Source organism: Eubacterium sp. AM05-23, assembly GCF_003477535.1.
Lineage (GTDB): Bacteria > Bacillota > Clostridia > Eubacteriales > Eubacteriaceae > Eubacterium > Eubacterium maltosivorans.
This window is the reverse complement of record NZ_QUDF01000003.1, coordinates 31277-48980: the sequence shown is the minus strand read 5'-3', so window position 1 is coordinate 48980 and position 17704 is coordinate 31277. Positions and strand designations below refer to the sequence as shown.

Here is a 17704-nt window from a genome sequence, read left to right as displayed (position 1 = left end):
CAGGCCGGCAGTTTACACGTACACAATATTGATGGATTTGTTGAGCTCCTTAAGCAGGTTAATAAGCCGCTGAGTGATCTTCCACTTAGAGCTGAGCGCATCGGGAAAATCCGGATTCTGGTGCGCCGGATTGATGGAGTTGCCCAGAATCAGATCGAGATGGGTGCAGTGGTTCACCAGCAGGTCTGCCAGAATGGACGCGCCGTTGTTTCCTTCAAAAACCTCATGGCCCCGGCGCTTGTAGATGTAATCTTCAATGATATTGACGGTTTCCTGAATGGTCAGTACCCCTTCGGTCACGAGATCGATGGACTTCATCCGGCCGACCGGCGGCACCCGTTCCGACATGGTCTCAAGATCAATGTCAATTTTCTCGTCGTACTCCCGGGATACAATATTGCTGGCGGTGCCTCCGCACACCACCTTTGTTCCCTTGGCCTCGTCCAGAATTTCTTTGATCATCTGATCCTTTGTACGATCCAGAGGCGGACCTGAAAACAGCGTCACATACTGGTGTTCCTCGGCCTTCATCACCACAACCGTTGTGTCGTCGCCGGGCTCGCCGCCATACAAATCATTACAGGTCTCAATCATCCGCATGGAGATATCCTTTGACGTAATCATCTTTTCATCATAGGTACGTGCCAGCAGATAGTCTGCCGCGTCCTCCCACTGCCAGCCAAAATTGAGCAGCGTCCCGACCCCGGCGTGGATTACACCGTCACTGAAAAAACCGAGAACATCGTTCTCCTCAATTTTCATGGTAGTTTCATAGATCTGTTTGCCCTGAAACTCGATAGGATGGCGCTCAAGCTCTAAAATTTCCCCATCCCGGATGTAAACAATGGGTGGGTTGTCAAACTCGACGATATAAAGCCTCCGGGTCTTCCAGTAAACCTGGACGATGGTAAATGTCGAGTAAGCCAGCTTGCGAACCTGACAGACCGGCAGGGTGGCCTCCAGCGTCTCCACCACATCCTTGAGCGACATCTTATCCTCCAGCATGGTCGCCGCAATGGTGGAGGTCATGGTCGCCAGGATATTGGCCTTCACGCCGCTTCCAAGCCCGTCGGCCAGAACAACAATCACACTCTCATCGTTGATGCGGATTTCCACATTATCACCGCACAGCTCCTGATGGTGCTTGTTGATGCTGTCATGGGCAATATCGACAAAAAAAGCCATTATTCCTCTTCCTCTCTTGTTCCTACAACCTTTTGCAGCCGGGTCAGCGTGACCTTGGTCTCGGCAGTGGTCTCACCCAGCAGCTCTGCGATTTCATGGGCGACACGCATCTGCTTGTCGATAACCTTCTGGGCCATGTCCAGGGTTTCCTCCTGCATCTTCTGATATGCCCGCTCCTTTTTGATTTCTCTGGAGATGTCCACAAATATTCCCATATACATCTTCTGTCCTGGTATGTAGGTCAGAATTTCCATAAAATGGATATTGCCGCGGGCGTAAAGTCCCCTTCCGCTGTAATAATTGCCCTCGACATTGTCCAGCTTTTTAAATGGGTTATAATCAAAAACTTCTACAAAATTTTTATGCAGCACATCGGTTTTAGCGGTTTTAAACAGCTTTTCGGCCGCCCCGTTAAAATCGACGATCCTGAAATCCTTGTCCAGTACCGCGATGGCGTTTGGCGTCGACGCGATGATCAAATTGGAAATGGCCTCATTGCGGTTGCGCATAAAGGGCAGGCACATATCCAGCTCCGCCATGCCGCAGTAAACAGCCGCGGCCTTTTCACGGCAGCTGTCATAGCCGCAGGTACCGCAATTCAGCTCATCCTTGGGGGTAAACTTACCTGTCTGCCGCAGGATTTCTTCAATGGCTTCCTCCGGCACACCCGCAAAGAGATTCTTCTTTTCAGATGAAAAGCCGCGACCAAAATCCGGCACCTGTTCAGGCGTTTCCGGGTCTTTCCGGGCGTTATTATTAATGTAATCCGTCACGCGCTCGATCCGCTCATACTTGACCAGAGGGCTGTGGGTATTGCCCGGGCCGTTGATACAGCCCTCGACACAGGCGTTCATCTCAATCCAGTACTGGCCCTCCAGCTTACTGATATCATCCAGAAAATCACGGCAGTTTTTGAGGCCGTCAATTTTTATGACCCGCCGGACGCCCTGCACGCCTGGTATGCTGGTCTTTTCTACACCACCGGCCAGCGGATAAAACCGCGCGACATTACAGCCTGCCGCGTCAAAGCTGCCTGCAGGCATATCGCACACCTCAATGCCTTCTTCCTTAAACCACACATCCAGCTCATCAAAGGTCAGCACCCCGTCAATAATCGGGTTAGCCGAATCAACGGCCTCCATTTTTTTAGAGATGCAGGGCCCCGCAAACACAATTTTGGCATTGGGGTATTTTTCCTTCAGCATCATGCCGTGAGCAGTCATGGGAGAAACCACCTCGCTCAGGTATTCCACCACATCAGGATAGTATTTTTCAATCATCATGTTAACGGTCGGGCAAGAGGTCGTGATCACATGGCGTTTTGTCCCCCAGTAATCCTTGGCATAGTATTTTGAGACCTGCTCTGCCCCAATGGCAGTCTCCTCAATCACTGTGAATCCCAGAGCCCGGAGGCCGCTTAGTACCTGCAGCGGGTCATCTGTATTAAATCCGGCGGGAAATGACGGCGCAAGGCTCAGAACCACGGGTCCCTCCTCCAGCCACTGCTTAATGCTGGCCACATCGCTGGCCACATATTTGGCATTTTGCGGACAAATCCGAAAACAGTTGCCGCAGCCAATGCACAGGTCTTCAACGATCTGGGCCTGGTTATCCATCAGCTTAATGGCCTTTACCGGGCAGTATCGGATACATTTGTAGCAATTCCGGCAGCTTGCTTTCGTGAAATTAATGACACCCATTGTTTCCCTCCATTATCTGATCAAACAGCTGGTCAACGCCCTCTGGCTTAACCGTATAAATATGCTCATCAACCTTAACTGCTACCCCATCGCTGCAGGCGTCCAGGCAGAAAGTCCCCATCAGCTCTACTTCATTCTCGAGTCCCCGTTCAGCCACCAGTTCCTTAAAGCGCTGCACCACCTGGTAGGAACCTTTGACATGGCAGGCGCTGCCAATACAAATATGTATTTCCTTCATTTTTTACTCCTCAATATTGTTCTAATCCCTGTGTTTTTCCAACAGATTAATCCTAGCACGCCTGACAGCCCTTGTCAATTAGTACTGCCGCTTGAATTTTCCGCCATTTTCTGTTAAAATAGTCATATCGAAATCGTTTTACAGATTTATCTATCCGAATTTTTTATCCTAAAGTCAAACCATGGATTCAAAATCGATAGAGTGCGGCGGGAAACGGCTGTGCTTTCCATTGTGAGAAGGATAGATGATAAACGTGCGCACTGCGTTTATTTCCTCCTCACAGATTACAATGGTATAGAAGATTATTCTTTTATATATTTAATTTTCATTATCAAGGAGGAAGAGAAATGAAAAAGAAATTGACGCTGGTCTTAGCAGCACTGCTGACTCTGACCATGGTTATCGGCCTGGCAGGATGCAGCAGCAATACTGCTAAAACCGAAAAGCTGGAGCCAGGCTCCAACGGTGAAATTATTATGGCCACCACCACCAGCACACAGGACAGCGGTCTGCTGGATGTGCTTCTGCCCAAGTTTGAAGAAGAAACCGGCATTGCCGTAAAGGTTGTGGCAGTTGGCACCGGTAAAGCCATTGAGATGGGCAAAAACGGTGAAGCGGATATTCTTCTGGTTCACGCCAAATCACAGGAAGAACAGTTTGTGAAAGACGGTTACGGCCTTGAACGTTTTGACGTTATGTACAATGACTTCATCGTTCTGGGCAGCAAGGATGACCCGGCCAAACTGAAGGAAGTCGCTCCAAACGATGCGGTAAAAGCTTTCCAGACCATTGCTGAAACCCAGTCTGAATTTGTATCCAGAGGCGACAAATCCGGTACGCACACCAAAGAACTGGGCCTGTGGGAAAAGGCAGGCGTTACCCCGGCAGGACAGCCCTGGTACATCGAATCCGGTTCCGGCATGGGCGACACCCTGAAAATGGCCAATGAAAAATTAGCCTACACCCTGTCTGACCGCGCTACCTGGTTAAACATGAAAGATAATCTGGATCTTGAGGTTGTTGTCGAAAAGGACGATAACCTGTATAACCAGTATGGCGTTATCGTCGTCAATCCTGACAAGGTCAGCGCTGAGCTGAACACTGACGGCGCAAAAAAATTCCAGGAATGGATTTTAAGCGACGCCGTACAGCAGGAAATCTCAAACTACAAGATTAACGGCGAAGCGACCTTTGTGCCAAACGCCAGCAAATAAGCATTAACTGAATCCAGAATTTATCAGCGTCCGTTCTTCGGGCGCTGATTTTGAATTGACAGACTGACGAGGTTTCTTATGGATTATATTATCAACGGCTTCATTGAGGCTTTCCATCTGCTGATTTCCGGAGATCCGGAAATCTACCAGATTGTCGGGCTTTCTTTATACGTATCCTTCTCCTCCACCATTTATTCCACAGTTCTCGGCGTGCCCCTGGGCATCCTGCTTGGCATCAAGGAATTCAGGGGAAAGCGGATCGTATCCCGGCTGCTTTACACCTTTATGTCTTTTCCGCCGGTCATCATCGGCCTGTTCACCTCACTGGTGCTGGCCCGATCCGGTCCGTTGGGGCATCTAAAGCTTATGTACACACCCACTGCCATGATCATCGCCCAGGTGATCCTCGTCACCCCGATTATCATGGGCATTGTGTTTAACGACACTACCGTCAACGGCCAGGTTGTGGTGACCATGGGAAAAACCCTTGGGGCCGGCGGCGGGGATATTCTCTTCCTGCTGATCCGGGAGCTTAAGGCCAGCATCATGATCGCCCTGGTCACCGGCTTTGGACGGGCTGTATCTGAGGTTGGCGCTGTGATGATCGTGGGGGGCAACATTAAAAACTACACGCGGGTCATGACCACCTTCATTGCCATGAACAATAACATGGGCGAATACGCGGTTTCCATCGCCATGGGTATTATTCTGCTGGTCATCTCCTTTGTGACCAATTCGATCCTTTACAAATATATGGTAGGAGACCCTTATGCAAATCGCGATTGAAAAACTCACGAAAATTTATCATGGAAAAACAGTCTTGTCACTGGACAGCCTGTGCCTTGAATCCGGAAAAATCCACGGAATTTTAGGCCCAAACGGATCAGGGAAAACCACCCTGATGAAATCTGTTGCCGGGCTTCTCACGCCCACCAGCGGCGCCATCACCTATAATGGCCGCACTGGTGATGAAGCCGTGCTGAAAAAGCTGACCTATGCCAGCCATACACCCTATCTTTTTGCCATGTCTGTCTATGACAATATCGCCTATCCCCTAAAAATACGCAAATATGCCAAAGCATCGGCAGCCCCCATCGTTGAGGGACTGCTGCGGGAATTTAAAATCGAAGAGCTTGCAAAACAAAATGCGAAAAAGCTTTCCGGCGGCGAATCACAGAAAACAGCTCTGGCCAGGGCCTTATCCTTTTCACCGGATACACTGCTCTTAGACGAGCCCACCGCCAACATCGACCCTCAAAGCCTGAAAATTATTGAGGCTGCGCTGATCAAAAGAAACCGTGAGGCCGGGCTGACTGTTATCATCATTACCCATAACCCAAGCCAGGCTTACCGTATCTGTGACACTCTGAGCTTTATCGATTCCGGCAGCCTCCTCTTTCACGGCAGTGTTGAAGATTTTAAAGCATCGGATAATCCGGTCATTCAGGATTTCATCACCTTAAATTAAAGGGCAGAAGCCCAAAGGAGGAAGTAATGAACCAACAAACCTGTACCCGTGACAAAGCTTGGAAAAAACGGATCATCCTCTTTTTAACCAGCCAGACCATTTCCCTGCTCGGATCCTCCCTTACTCAGTATGCCATTATCTGGTACGTCACCCTGACCACCACCTCAGGGATCATGCTGACCATTTCCACACTCGTCACCTTTATTCCACAGGTACTGATTTCCCTCTTTGCCGGTGTGTGGGCAGACCGCTATAACCGGAAAAACCTGATTATCTGCGCCGATGCTCTGGTTGCCCTGTCCACACTGGGTCTGGCTTTCAGTTTTTTCATGGGTTACCGGGAGCTGTGGATTATTTTTTTGGTATCGGCTGTCCGCTCAGTGGGCACTGGAATCCAGACCCCCACTGTCAATGCGCTCATTCCGCAGATTACACCCAAAAGTATGCTTATGCGTGTCACTGGCTTTAATGGGAGCCTCCAGAACATGACCATGATTGTGGCGCCAGCAGTCAGCGGCGCCCTTTTGGCCACTGTGTCTGTCGAGTCAACCTTCTTCATTGACGTTGTCACTGCCATCATTGGCATTTCACTGCTTTCCTTTTTGAAAATTCTACCTCACGAACGAGCCCAGTCTGCCAAGAACACAGGCACCATATCCGATTTAAAAACCGGTATTCTCTATGCTTACCGGCATCCCTTTATCAAAGTACTGCTGATTTTTTATGCGTTGCTCATGTTCTTAGTCACTCCTACCGCTTTTTTGACGCCTCTCCTCATTGCCAGAACCTTTGGCGAGGAGGTATGGTATCTGACAGCCAACGAAATCATTTACAGTGTCGGGGCCATGATCGGCGGGCTCATCATTGCTGCCTGGGGTGGTTTTAAAAGCCGTGTAACCACCATCATGGTTTTCAGCACCCTGTGCGGTGTCTTCTGCATTGGGCTGGGCTTCTCACCAGTTTTTCTTGTCTTTTTAGGCTTTATGCTCTTTGTGGGCCTAACTGTTCCCTTTATCACCGCGCCCATCACTGTCCTGCTTCAGGAACGGGTGGAAGAAGCCATGCAGGGCCGTGTTTTCAGCCTTGTCCAGATTATGGCAGCCACAGCATTTCCGATTGGCATGACCGTTTTTGGCCCTTTAGCCGATATGATCGATGTGCGGCTGATCATTATTGCCACTGGTATTCTGACCGCCCTATGCGGCTTTGTCGTTTATCACAATAAAATCCTCCGTTCCCAGGAATATTAGGCATTCAACTTTTGAAATTAACTTTTGTTTTAATCAACGCCTCTTATTGAAAACTTAAAAAGCAATGACTATATTTTTTGTTTGCAATTCTGTTACAATTGGATTTTCTCCTTTAAGAATTCGTTACATTTTAAGGAAATATGGTATGAAATACGGTATAATATTTTCTACAAACAGTTAACTGATCTTCATCATTTTACAGTATTATGTTTAACAAAATCATTTTAGAAGGAGAATCACAGCATGAAGAAGTTTATTCACAAATTTGTTCCTTCGCTTTTATGCGTCTGCCTATTGTTTGCCTATTCGCTGCAGTTTGCACCGACCGTAAAGGCTGCGGAATTCTCACCAAGGACTGAAAAACCGGACTACTATTCTTATCCTTACAGCCGGTCCAGTGGAAATCCGTTTGAGTTAAATCCTTTAACAGGAGGTAACTGTACCTACTACGCCTGGGGCCGTGCCTACGAAATTCTGGGTTATCCGCTTCCAAATAACCAGGTAAACAGCAATCCAAATGGATGGGGCAGTTTCCGAAGCAACGCAAAATATTTCTGGTCTGATAATAAAGAGCTTTATGACGAAGGACGCGGTGGTTTTGCCTACGGGTCAGAGCCTGCTGTAGGTGCCATTGCGGTGTGGGACGGCTCATTAACCAATGGCTGGTGCGGTCATGTCGCTGTTGTCGAGGAAGTCAACGGCAATGAGGTTGTCACCTCCAACTCTGGCTGGAGCTATCGTGATTTTTATATGGACTATGACAATGCCAACAGCATGGGCGGCAATTTCTTGGGTTATATTTACCTGTTAGACAATGCAGATCCTCAGCCGACTCCAGAACCAACTCCTGAACCCACACCTCAGCCAACTGCAGTGCCAACTCCTGAACCTACACCTCAGCCAACTCCTGAACCAACCGTTCAGCCAACTCCCGAACCAACTGCTCAGCCAACTCCTGAGCCAACCGTTCAGCCGACTCCAGAACCAACTGCTCAGCCATCTCCAGAACCGACTGCTCAGCCAACTCCTGAGCCAACTGTCCAGCCGACTCCTGAACCCACGCCTCAGCCTGAAAAAGTCGAGACAACCGCGGATGTGGACGGAACTCAGGTAAAGGTCTCCGCAGACAGTAAGGTTCTGCCAGATGCCGAGTTAAAGGTTTCATCTGTCAGCGATGAAGTTAAAAATAAAGCGGATCAGGCTGTGAAGAACAAACTGGATCCAGAAGCCGAGATTCTGGAAATTCTCGATATTAAAGCCGTTGATAAAACCACAAATGAAGAAAAACAGCCAGAAGGCGGAACTGTTTCCGTTGAACTTGATCTGAATGAAAAATACAAGGACAATGGCGATATCAAAATCGTTCATTTTGATGACAGTAAGGATGAAATAAATGTCGTTGACAATGCTGTAGCAGACAAAGACAGCAAAACCGTATCCTTTGAAGCACCGCATTTCAGCTACTACGCAGCTGTCAAAACCCCGGTAGCAGCAACTGATGTCAAGCTGTCCAATGACTATCTGAAAATTCAGCCGGATGCCACCACCACTTTAAAAGCAACTGTCAAGCCTGCAAATGCCACCAATGCCGATGTTACCTGGAGCTCCAGTGACCCAAGCATCGTAACAGTTGATGAAAACGGCAAGGTTACGGCCATCAAAGAGGGTACCGCATCCGTTACCGCAACAACAGCCAATGGTAAAACCGCAACCTGCGAAATCGAAGTGAAAGCACTGGATTCAAACGAAGGCGCTGGCACCACCCAGACCTACAATGACGGTGGCAGCGGAGACGGCAATGTTATTAAGAAGCTGGCCGCCACTGTCACAGGCACCAACCCGGATACCAGTATCCGTCAGGCTGCCCTGATGAACGGAGACGTTCCAGCCTGGATGATTCCTTCTATCATCGGCTTGTTTGCCGGCGGCGGGATCCTCATCGGTGTGATCGCCCTGATCAAACGTAAAAGAAGCGAATAATACGAACCACTAAAAAACACTCCCTTTTCTGCAAAAGCGGAGTGTTTTTTATGTGTTCTTTTATTCTCCCTGAGCGTCAGCCATCTGTCTAAATAGCTTAGGCAGGGGAATGGACGCCGCAATGATGGCGCCGACACACATGGGGATAATGGCATCCACTGGAAAGCAGATGATCAGCAGCATGACAACCGCAATGGGCTTGCGCATAATGGCGCCAGCCACTGCTGCAGTTACCACAGCCACGCAGAAGGTCGCGTCGACCATTGGAAAAACAGCGGCAAAACCATAGCCGATGCAGACCGCAGAGAAGATAATGGGGAAAATATTCCCACCACGCCAGCCAGTGCCGATACAGATATTAATCATCAAAAGCTTGACAATCCCTGTTAAAAACAGCAGCCCTATGGGCAGGGTCTGCCAGATTTCCATCATTTCGCCCATCTGGTGCTCACCTGCAAACATGGTAAAGGGCAGCAGCATTCCAACACCGCCTAAAACCAAACCGCCGATGATTCCCAGAAGTACCTTGTGTTTTTCAAGCGGAGCGGTTATCACCTTGACACCCTTGGCAAAATAAAAATACAGAATACCGCAGAGTGCACCCACAAGGGCAAGGGGCAGCATTGCCAGAAGCTCATTGCGCCCGACGGTGATGTGCCCAAAACGGCCAAGCCCCATACCGCCGCCAAACAATCCTGAAAGCAGAATATAAATACCGAAGCCGGCAAAGATTGCGATAAAATACAATAGAATCTTTGAATTTTTAGGGATGGCCTGCCCGCCCTTTTCGTCCTCAACCTGATTTACAAAACCAAAGAGTGGCGCGTGAAAGATAACCCCCAGTGTGGCAGCGATCCCGACCTGCGCCAGGTCTTCCACTTCCTCATAGGCATACTTAAAGCGGTCAGCCAGCCAAAAGCACAGACCGGCGATCACACCGGTCAGCCCGGCTTCGGGTCCGAGGCTGCCGCCAAAAATGAGAGGTACCAGCGCACAGACCGCGATGACCGGCAGATTATCGTAGGGCAGGCGTTTGCCCTGTTTGATGGCCGCCATATCTTCACTGAGCTCACTGGGACAGGGACCGAACTTTGTCTGCAAAAGCCCCACAAGCAGCCCGCCGACACCGCAGATCACCAGATTATAGATTGGGATATTAAACTTTCCGGGCAGCCATGTCCAGAAAAAGTCAATGCCCAGATTCATCAGCCACAGCAGAAACCATACAACCGCTCCAACCACTGCGCCCAAAATAGCGATAAATATTCCAAGTGCAATATTCTTTTTTAATTTACTCCACACGTTACTTTCCTCCAGATTATTCAAAAAAAGGCACGCAAAATACCATTGCGTGCCTTTATTATACTGTTATCAATCCATTTTTGCAATATCGGTCCGGTAGCGTGCGCCGTCAAATTTGATTTTGTCCACCTGGCTGTAAACCTTGGCTCTCGCTGCCTCACGGTCTTCACCCAGGGTGGAAACGCAGAGGACGCGCCCGCCGGATGTTACCAGCTTGCCATCCTTGAGCGCTGTTCCGGCATGGAATACTTCACAGCCTTCCACATCCTCGATTCCGGTGATTTCAAGCCCCTTTTTGTAAGGTCCCGGGTATCCGCCGGAGGCAAGAACTACCGTCACTGCGGCTTCATCCTTCCACTTAATGTCACAGTCTGCAAGCTTTCCATCAATACAGGCTTCCATGATGTCTACCAGGTCACTGTCCATGCGCATGAGCACACTCTGAGCTTCCGGGTCGCCAAAGCGGACATTGAATTCCAGAACCTTGGGCATATCATTTTCGATCATCAGACCAATGAAAAGAATCCCCTTAAAGTCCATACCGTCTGCTTTGAAGCCCTCAATAATCGGTGTCAGAATGGTTTCTTCAATGCGCTTGTTTAACACCTCATTATCAAACAAAACATTTGGAGAGTAGGTACCCATACCGCCTGTGTTCAGGCCTTCATCGTGATCGTAGGCGCGCTTATAATCCTGGGCGCTTTCCATGGGCACAATGACATTGCCATCGACAAAGCACAGCATGGAGGCTTCACGGCCAGTCAGAAATTCTTCAACGACAACCTTGTCGCCAGCATCACCGAATTCATGGTCAGCCATGATCATGTTAATGCCGTCTTTGGCTTCCTGCTCGTTTTCTACGATCAACACCCCTTTGCCGGCTGCCAGTCCATCGGCCTTGATAACCATGGGGAAGCCGTAAACACCGATATCCTTCATGACCTCATCGAGATCAGTATACTCCTTGTAGGCGGCTGTCGGAATGTTGTGACGCAGGAGAAAATCCTTGGTGAAGGCCTTACTGCCTTCAAACTCCGCACATTTTGCATTGGGGCCAAACACCCGCATGCCCTCTTTCTCAAAGGCGTCGGTCATTCCCATCACCAGCGGCACTTCGGGGCCCACAACGGTCAGGTCAATCCCTTTTTCCCTCGCAAATTTTACGCAGCCGTCAATGTCTTCCACCGAAAGGTCAACACATTCGGCGATTTTGGCCATGCCGCCATTTCCAGGGGCACAGTAAATTTTATCTACCTTTGGGCTATGGGCAATTTTCCAGGTGAGCACATGCTCACGTCCGCCCGAGCCGATTACTAATACTTTCATGTCGTTTCTCCTCTGAGCTTAGCTGTGTTTAAAGTGGCGCATGCCTGTAAAGACCATGGCAATGCCATTTTCATTGCAGACCTTGATGGAGTCTGCGTCGCGTCCTGCGCCGCCCGGCTGGATAATGGCTGTGATGCCTGCCTTGGCGGCTGCGGTAGCGCAGTCGTCAAACGGGAAGAAAGCGTCTGATGCCAGCACCGCGCCCTTTACCTTTTCTCCGCCGTGTTCGATACAGTTTTCCAGCGGCCAGATCCGGTTAACCTGTCCTGGTCCGTTGGCGACCATACATTTATCCTTGGCCAGGGTGATGGCATTGGATTTAGTATTCTTAACGGCCTTCCAGGCAAAGAGCAGGTCTTCCATTTCCTTGTCGGTGGGCTTACGGTCAGTGACCACTTCCAGCTTTTCATAGTCCTTGGTGTCGCGTTCCTGGATTAACAGGCCGCCGAGCACTTTTTTGGTTTCATAGCCCGGTTCATTATACAGAATATCATCCAGCTTGAGCACGCGGAGGTTTTCCTTGGTGCCCAGCACTTCCAGCGCTTCATCGGTATAGCCTGGCGCTACAATGACCTCCAGAAAGATTTCAACCATCTGTTTGGCCGTATCTGCATCAATCTCACGGTTTGACGCAATGATTCCGCCAAAGATAGAGGTTGGGTCCGCTTCATAGGCCTTTCTGTAGGCTTCTGAAATGGTTTCAGCGCTTGCTACGCCGCAGGGATTGGCATGCTTAACCGCAACGATGGTCGGTTCGTCTGTGTATTCCTTCAGGATTTCAAGGGCACCGTTGGTGTCGTTGATATTATTGTAGGATAATTCCTTGCCCTGAAGCTGTTCGGCAGCTGTCAGAGCGCCTCTGGTCATACCGATTTCCTTGTAGAACGCAGCCTTCTGGTGCGGGTTTTCACCGTAGCGGAGATCCTGTACTTTTTCATAGGTCATGGTGACGGTATCCTTTAATACTTCTCCGTCAACACGTTTTCTGAGGAAATCTGAGATCATGGTATCATAGGCCGCTGTGGTTTCAAAGACCTTTAATGCGAGACGGTAGCGGGTATCATAGCTGGTGGCGCCGTCCTTTTCCAGCTCGTTTAATACAACGTCATAATCTTCCGGGTCTACTACAACGGTAACGTCGTTAAAGTTTTTGGCAGCTGAGCGCAGCATGGTTGGTCCGCCGATATCAATGTTTTCAATGCAGTCCTCAAAGGCAACACCTTCCTTCAAAATGGTGTTTTTGAAAGGATAAAGGTTGATGACCAGCAGGTCGATGGGGGTAATGCCCAGCTCCTTGATCTGTTTCTGATGGTCTTCATTGTCACGGATATTTAAGATGCCGCCGTGAATCTTGGGATGCAGGGTTTTGACACGACCATCCAGGCATTCTGGAAAGCCTGTTACATCGGAAACGCCGATAACATCCACACCTGCTTCACGCAGGGCTTTTGCAGTCCCGCCGGTGGACAAAATTTCCCAGCCCATACCGGCCAGCTTCTGTGCGAATTCAACAATACCCGTTTTGTCTGATACACTGATTAAAGCTCTCATAGTTTCTCCTCCAATTTTTGATCATTTTATTTAAACCGCAGCAAACCCTATTGTTTGCTGGTTATCTTTGTTTTTCTGCCCTCCACGGTTATATGGCCCAGACAGTACTGCTCTACCACCCAGGGCAGCAGTGTATGCTCAATTTCAAGCACCTTTTTCTGAATGGATTCCGGTGTGTCATCGTCCGCAACCTCAACGGTTTTCTGCGCGATGATCGGGCCTGCGTCCGCCTCCTCGTTAACAAAATGAACCGTCGCACCCGTAACCTTAACACCGTAGTCGATGACCGCCTCATGCACGTGCATTCCATAATATCCCTCACCGCAGAAGGATGGGATCAGGGCAGGGTGAATGTTGACAATCTTATTGGGGTAGGCTTCCACAAAGGCCGGGGTAATGATCTTCATGTAGCCTGCCAGCACGACCAGTTCAACACCTTTATCCTTTAAGATCCGGATAATCTCGGCATTGAAAGCGTCATAATCCTCAAAATCCGACTCCAGCACCACAGCGGTTGGTATCCCGCTGTTCTGCGCTCTCGTCAGACCATAGGCGTCGGCGTTGTTGGCAATGACAACCACGATTTCGCCTGACCTGTGATGAACCCTGTCGATGACGGCCTGGAGGTTCGTCCCCCCGCCGCTCACCAGTACGCCTATTTTTGTCATAATATAATTTTTTCGTCGCCCTTGACCACTTCGCCAAGAACCACAGGCTTTTCACCTTTATCCTTTAAGGCCTGCACAAAGCCATCCGCCTGATCTGCCGGCAGCGCAGCAACCAGACCGATTCCCATGTTAAAGGTGGAGTACATGGCTTCATCCGTAATATTACCTGCTTCTTTAATAAACTTGAAGATTGGCAGGGTATCGATGGCAGAGACATCCACCTTGGCACACAGGCCATCCGGGATCATTCTCGGAATGTTTTCGTAGAAACCGCCGCCTGTAACATGGCTCATACCCTTAACACCATAAGGTTTCAGAAGATCCTCAACTGCCTTGACATAGATGCGGGTCGGAGTGAGCAGCGCTTCACCCAGGGTGCCGCCCAGCTCGTCAACCTTGGTGTGCACATCCATCTTCAGATCCTTAAAGAGCAGCTTGCGCACCAGGGAAAAGCCGTTGCTGTGAACGCCGGAGGACGGCAGGCCGACCAAAATGTCCCCTTCTGCGATGCTCTGTCCTGTGATGATTTCATCCTTTTCGACAACGCCAACGGCAAAGCCGGCCAGGTCATAGTCATCCAGACTGTACATATCCGGCATTTCAGCGGTCTCGCCGCCGATCAGCGCCATACCGCCCTGGACACAGCCCTCGGCCACACCGCTTACAATCTGCGCGATTTTTTCCGGATAATTTTTTCCGCAGGCAATGTAGTCCAGAAAGAACAGCGGTCTTGCTCCCTGGCATAAAATATCATTCACACACATGGCCACCGCGTCAATACCGATGGTATCATGCTTATCCATCATGAAGGCAATCATCAGTTTTGTGCCAACGCCATCGGTACCGGAAACCAGGACGGGCTTCTTGTAGCCCTCGGGCAGCTCGATCAAACCGCCGAAACCTCCTAAATGGGATAAAACGTATTGGTTAAACGTTCTTTGAACGTCTGCTTTCATTAACTTGACAGATTCATAACCAGCCTCGACATCTACGCCTGCTGCCTTGTAAGCATCTGTTTGTGCCATCTTTTCTCTCCTTTTAATCATCTTTTTTTAAGACAGGGACTTCCATAGGATAGTCCCCGTCAAAACAGGCCCGGCAGTACTCTGTGCCGCCTCCGACGGATTCGTTTAAGCCGTCAAGGCTGATATAGGCCAGTGAGTCCGCACCCAGAATCTCGCGGATTTCTTCCACAGATTTCTTGGCGCCGATCAAATATTTACGTTTTGGGGTATCAATGCCAAAATGACAGGTATGGGATACCGGCGGACTGGTCACGCGGAAATGCACTTCCTTTGCGCCGCCGCTTCTCAATATTTCAACAAGCCGTTTGGAGGTTGTCCCCCTCACGATGGAGTCGTCAATAATGACTACCCGCTTGCCCTCAATGGTATCTCTCAGCGGATTCAGCTTCAGACGCACGCCCTCTTCACGCAGCTTCTGGTTGGGCTGGATAAAAGTCCGCCCGCTGTATTTATTTTTAATCAGACCCATACCATAGGGGATGCCCGATTCCTCGGCATAGCCAATGGCCGCCGGAATACCAGAATCCGGAACGCCGATCACCACATCCGCCTCCACAGGGCTTTCCCTGGCCAGGATACGCCCAGCGGTATGGCGGGCCTGGTAAACACTGCGCCCTTCCATGACAGAGTCGGGACGCGCAAAGTAAATCTGCTCAAAAATACAGGCTCTCTTGCTGGCCCAGTTATTCTGCCCATAGCTCTGAATACCATTTTCATCAATGACGACAATTTCACCCGGGTTCAGGTCGCGAATCAGCTCACCGCCAATGGCGTCGATGGCACAGCTCTCAGAAGCGAGCATGTACATGTCATCTTTTTTGCCAAGGCAGATCGGACGCAGGCCGTATGGGTCGCGGACGCCGATGAGCTTATCCTCCAGTGTGATCACCAGTGCAAAGCCGCCCTTGATGATCTCAACCATACGCTGGATGGCCTCAATCACGCCGTGACGCAGGCCCCTTGCCAGAATATCAACCATGACCTCTGTGTCGATGGTGGTCTGGAAAACAACGCCGGAATCCTCCAGCATATCCCTCAGTGCCTTATCGTTTACCAGGTTACCATTATGCGCCAGAGCAATCTGGGTCGATTTCAGGCTGACCGTCAGGGGCTGGGCGTTGGTCACGCCGCCCTCGCCTGAGGTGGAATAGCGCACATGGCCGATCCCAAGGTTACCTTTCATGGATTTCAGGACATTCCCCTTAAAGACATCCGCCACCAGACCGAGGTCCTTATGGGTTGTGATCCTGCCATCACGGTTAACCGAGATGCCCGCACTCTCCTGGCCCCTGTGCTGAAGCGCATACAGGCCATAATAGATATAGGAAGCGCAGTTTGTCTCACGATTCTTACAGTACACACCTACAACGCCACATTCGTCATGAAATTTGTCTTCTCTCATTGATTCGTTCTTCCTCCAAAAATGGAATCATGCTGTCATCCATTGAAACACATTCTATGCCGTATTCCGTAAATATTTCTATGGAGCAGACGCTGTCTCGCGCCCGCCCCGTGCAGTCTGTTGACAAATCGTAATGAGTATGGGCGATTAGCCGTTAACCCTCTTTAACATTTCTTCGTAAGCTTCTTCAATACCGCCCAGATCACGTCTGAAACGGTCCTTATCCAGTTTTTCTCCGGTTTTTACATCCCAGAAACGGCAGGTATCCGGTGAGATTTCATCAGCCAGAACGATCTGTCCGTCATTGGTTTTACCAAACTCAATCTTGAAATCGATCAGGTTAATGCCCTTTTCCAAGAAGTATGCTTTCAGGATATCATTGATCTTCATGGTCATTTCACGGATAGCATCCAGTTCTTCCTGAGTTGCCAGCTTCAGGGCAGTGGCATGATTGTCATTGATGACGGGATCGCCATAGTCGTCATTCTTATAGCAGAATTCAAAAATCGGCGCTTCGAGAGCCTGTCCTTCTTCAAACGGAAGGCGCTTGCAGATAGAGCCGGCAGCAGTGTTGCGGATAATCACTTCCAGCGGGAAGATGGTAACAGCCTTAACCAGCTGTTCGTTGTCTGAAAGCAGGTCGATGAAATGTGTCGGGATCCCCTGTTCTTCCAGCATTTTGAAAATGGTAGCGGTCATTTTATTATTGATGACGCCCTTGCCCACAATGGTACCCTTTTTTTCGCCGTTTCCTGCGGTCGCATCATCTTTGTATTCGATGATAAACTGGTCCGGATCTTCTGTTTTGAAAACTTTTTTTGCCTTGCCTTCGTATAACTGTTCTAATTTCTGCATTTAAAATACCTCTTTCTATATTTGAAATAATCTATTAACCATTAATCTTAGCCTGAAGCTTTTCATTCTTAGCCGCTACTTCTTCGTCCAGTGTTTCTTTGTAGGCTTTCATCTTTTCACGGATTTCAGGATACTTGATGGAAAGCATCTGAGCTGCCAGAATACCGGCATTTTCAGCGCCGTTTACCGCAACAGTGGCAACCGGTACGCCGGAAGGCATCTGCACGATGGAGAGTAAGGAATCCAGGCCGCCCTGGAAAGAGGTCTGAATCGGGATACCAATAACCGGAAGCGGGGTAAGCCCTGCCATAACACCCGGTAAATGAGCTGCTTTACCGGCAGCGCCAATGATCAGTTCGATGCCGTTTTCCTCGGCAGAACGGACATATGAGAAAATCTTGTCCGGATTTCTGTGTGCTGAAATAACCTCAGCATCATATTCAATATCAAATTTTTCCAAAGCGATCAGGCATTTTTTAACAACATCAAAATCCGAGTCGCTGCCCATAATAACTGCAACTTTTGGCATAATTGTATTCT

General features: G+C 49.5%; 15 protein-coding genes, 2 pseudogenes and 1 riboswitch. Of the genes and pseudogenes, 6 read left to right on the top strand and 11 right to left on the bottom strand.

What is annotated here, in order from left to right; genetic code table 11:
- Positions 1–12: 12 nt before the first annotated feature.
- From DW091_RS04275 to DW091_RS04265, 3 genes are read right to left on the bottom strand one after another with little or no spacing between them, the layout of a single operon-like run.
- The gene (locus tag DW091_RS04275) at positions 13–1185 is read right to left on the bottom strand and encodes a PP2C family protein-serine/threonine phosphatase (RefSeq protein ID WP_058693741.1); all 1173 of its coding nucleotides are present in this window, start codon (positions 1183–1185) and stop codon (positions 13–15) included.
- On the bottom strand, positions 1185–2885 hold the full coding sequence (locus DW091_RS04270) for a [Fe-Fe] hydrogenase large subunit C-terminal domain-containing protein (protein ID WP_096920390.1): 1701 nt from the start codon (positions 2883–2885) through the stop codon (positions 1185–1187). Before DW091_RS04270 ends, DW091_RS04275 begins: the two co-directional genes overlap by 1 nt.
- Positions 2872–3123, bottom strand: a complete 252-nt coding sequence (locus DW091_RS04265) for a (2Fe-2S) ferredoxin domain-containing protein (RefSeq protein ID WP_058693739.1) — start codon at positions 3121–3123, stop codon at positions 2872–2874. Before DW091_RS04265 ends, DW091_RS04270 begins: the two co-directional genes overlap by 14 nt.
- Before the next feature lie 140 nt (positions 3124–3263).
- A riboswitch (molybdenum cofactor riboswitch) is annotated at positions 3264–3381 on the top strand.
- Positions 3382–3470: 89 nt separating this feature from the next.
- Between DW091_RS04265 and DW091_RS04260 the strand changes: the two genes are divergently transcribed.
- The 6 genes and pseudogenes from DW091_RS04260 to DW091_RS20805 form a co-directional block, all read left to right on the top strand.
- Positions 3471–4337, top strand: coding sequence for a substrate-binding domain-containing protein (locus DW091_RS04260; RefSeq protein WP_058693738.1), 867 nt, complete (start codon positions 3471–3473; stop codon positions 4335–4337).
- Positions 4338–4415: 78 nt separating this feature from the next.
- Entirely contained in the window at positions 4416–5123 is a 708-nt protein-coding gene (locus DW091_RS04255; RefSeq protein ID WP_118517490.1) for an ABC transporter permease, read from the top strand.
- Positions 5107–5805: an ABC transporter ATP-binding protein gene (locus tag DW091_RS04250; RefSeq protein WP_058693737.1), complete on the top strand. Its 699-nt coding sequence runs from the start codon at positions 5107–5109 to the stop codon at positions 5803–5805. The genes DW091_RS04255 and DW091_RS04250 overlap by 17 nt, the downstream gene beginning before the upstream one ends.
- 26 nt (positions 5806–5831) lie before the next feature.
- The gene (locus tag DW091_RS04245; RefSeq protein WP_118517489.1) at positions 5832–7055 is read left to right on the top strand and encodes an MFS transporter; all 1224 of its coding nucleotides are present in this window, start codon (positions 5832–5834) and stop codon (positions 7053–7055) included.
- A gap of 243 nt (positions 7056–7298) precedes the next feature.
- A pseudogene (locus tag DW091_RS20810) lies at positions 7299–7763 on the top strand (CHAP domain-containing protein); the annotation flags it as partial.
- A 42-nt stretch (positions 7764–7805) separates the two neighbouring features.
- Positions 7806–8777, top strand: a pseudogene (locus DW091_RS20805) (Ig-like domain-containing protein); the annotation flags it as partial.
- Between the two features lie 318 nt (positions 8778–9095).
- On the opposite strand, the gene DW091_RS04235 reads toward DW091_RS20805, so the two are convergent.
- From DW091_RS04235 to purE, 8 genes are all read right to left on the bottom strand, one after another.
- Positions 9096–10337 (bottom strand): chloride channel protein, encoded by a 1242-nt coding sequence (locus DW091_RS04235; RefSeq protein ID WP_074618417.1) that lies wholly within the window; start codon positions 10335–10337, stop codon positions 9096–9098.
- 69 nt (positions 10338–10406) lie between these two features.
- Positions 10407–11663, bottom strand: coding sequence for a phosphoribosylamine--glycine ligase (purD, locus tag DW091_RS04230; RefSeq protein ID WP_118517487.1), 1257 nt, complete (start codon positions 11661–11663; stop codon positions 10407–10409).
- 18 nt (positions 11664–11681) lie between these two features.
- Complete coding sequence (purH, locus tag DW091_RS04225) at positions 11682–13214, bottom strand: bifunctional phosphoribosylaminoimidazolecarboxamide formyltransferase/IMP cyclohydrolase (RefSeq protein WP_118517486.1); 1533 nt, start codon at positions 13212–13214, stop codon at positions 11682–11684.
- 47 nt (positions 13215–13261) lie between these two features.
- The gene (gene purN, locus DW091_RS04220) at positions 13262–13882 is read right to left on the bottom strand and encodes a phosphoribosylglycinamide formyltransferase (protein ID WP_118517485.1); all 621 of its coding nucleotides are present in this window, start codon (positions 13880–13882) and stop codon (positions 13262–13264) included.
- Positions 13879–14907 carry a phosphoribosylformylglycinamidine cyclo-ligase gene (gene purM / locus DW091_RS04215; protein WP_058693731.1) on the bottom strand — a complete coding sequence of 343 codons (1029 nt, stop codon included), beginning with the start codon at positions 14905–14907 and terminating at the stop codon, positions 13879–13881. Before purM ends, purN begins: the two co-directional genes overlap by 4 nt.
- A gap of 13 nt (positions 14908–14920) precedes the next feature.
- On the bottom strand, positions 14921–16309 hold the full coding sequence (gene purF / locus DW091_RS04210) for an amidophosphoribosyltransferase (RefSeq protein WP_118517484.1): 1389 nt from the start codon (positions 16307–16309) through the stop codon (positions 14921–14923).
- A gap of 147 nt (positions 16310–16456) precedes the next feature.
- A complete protein-coding gene (gene purC / locus DW091_RS04205; RefSeq protein WP_058693729.1) occupies positions 16457–17164 on the bottom strand; it encodes a phosphoribosylaminoimidazolesuccinocarboxamide synthase in 708 nt (235 codons plus the stop codon).
- Positions 17165–17198: 34 nt separating this feature from the next.
- A complete protein-coding gene (gene purE / locus DW091_RS04200; RefSeq protein WP_013379507.1) occupies positions 17199–17693 on the bottom strand; it encodes a 5-(carboxyamino)imidazole ribonucleotide mutase in 495 nt (164 codons plus the stop codon).
- Positions 17694–17704: the final 11 nt, after the last annotated feature.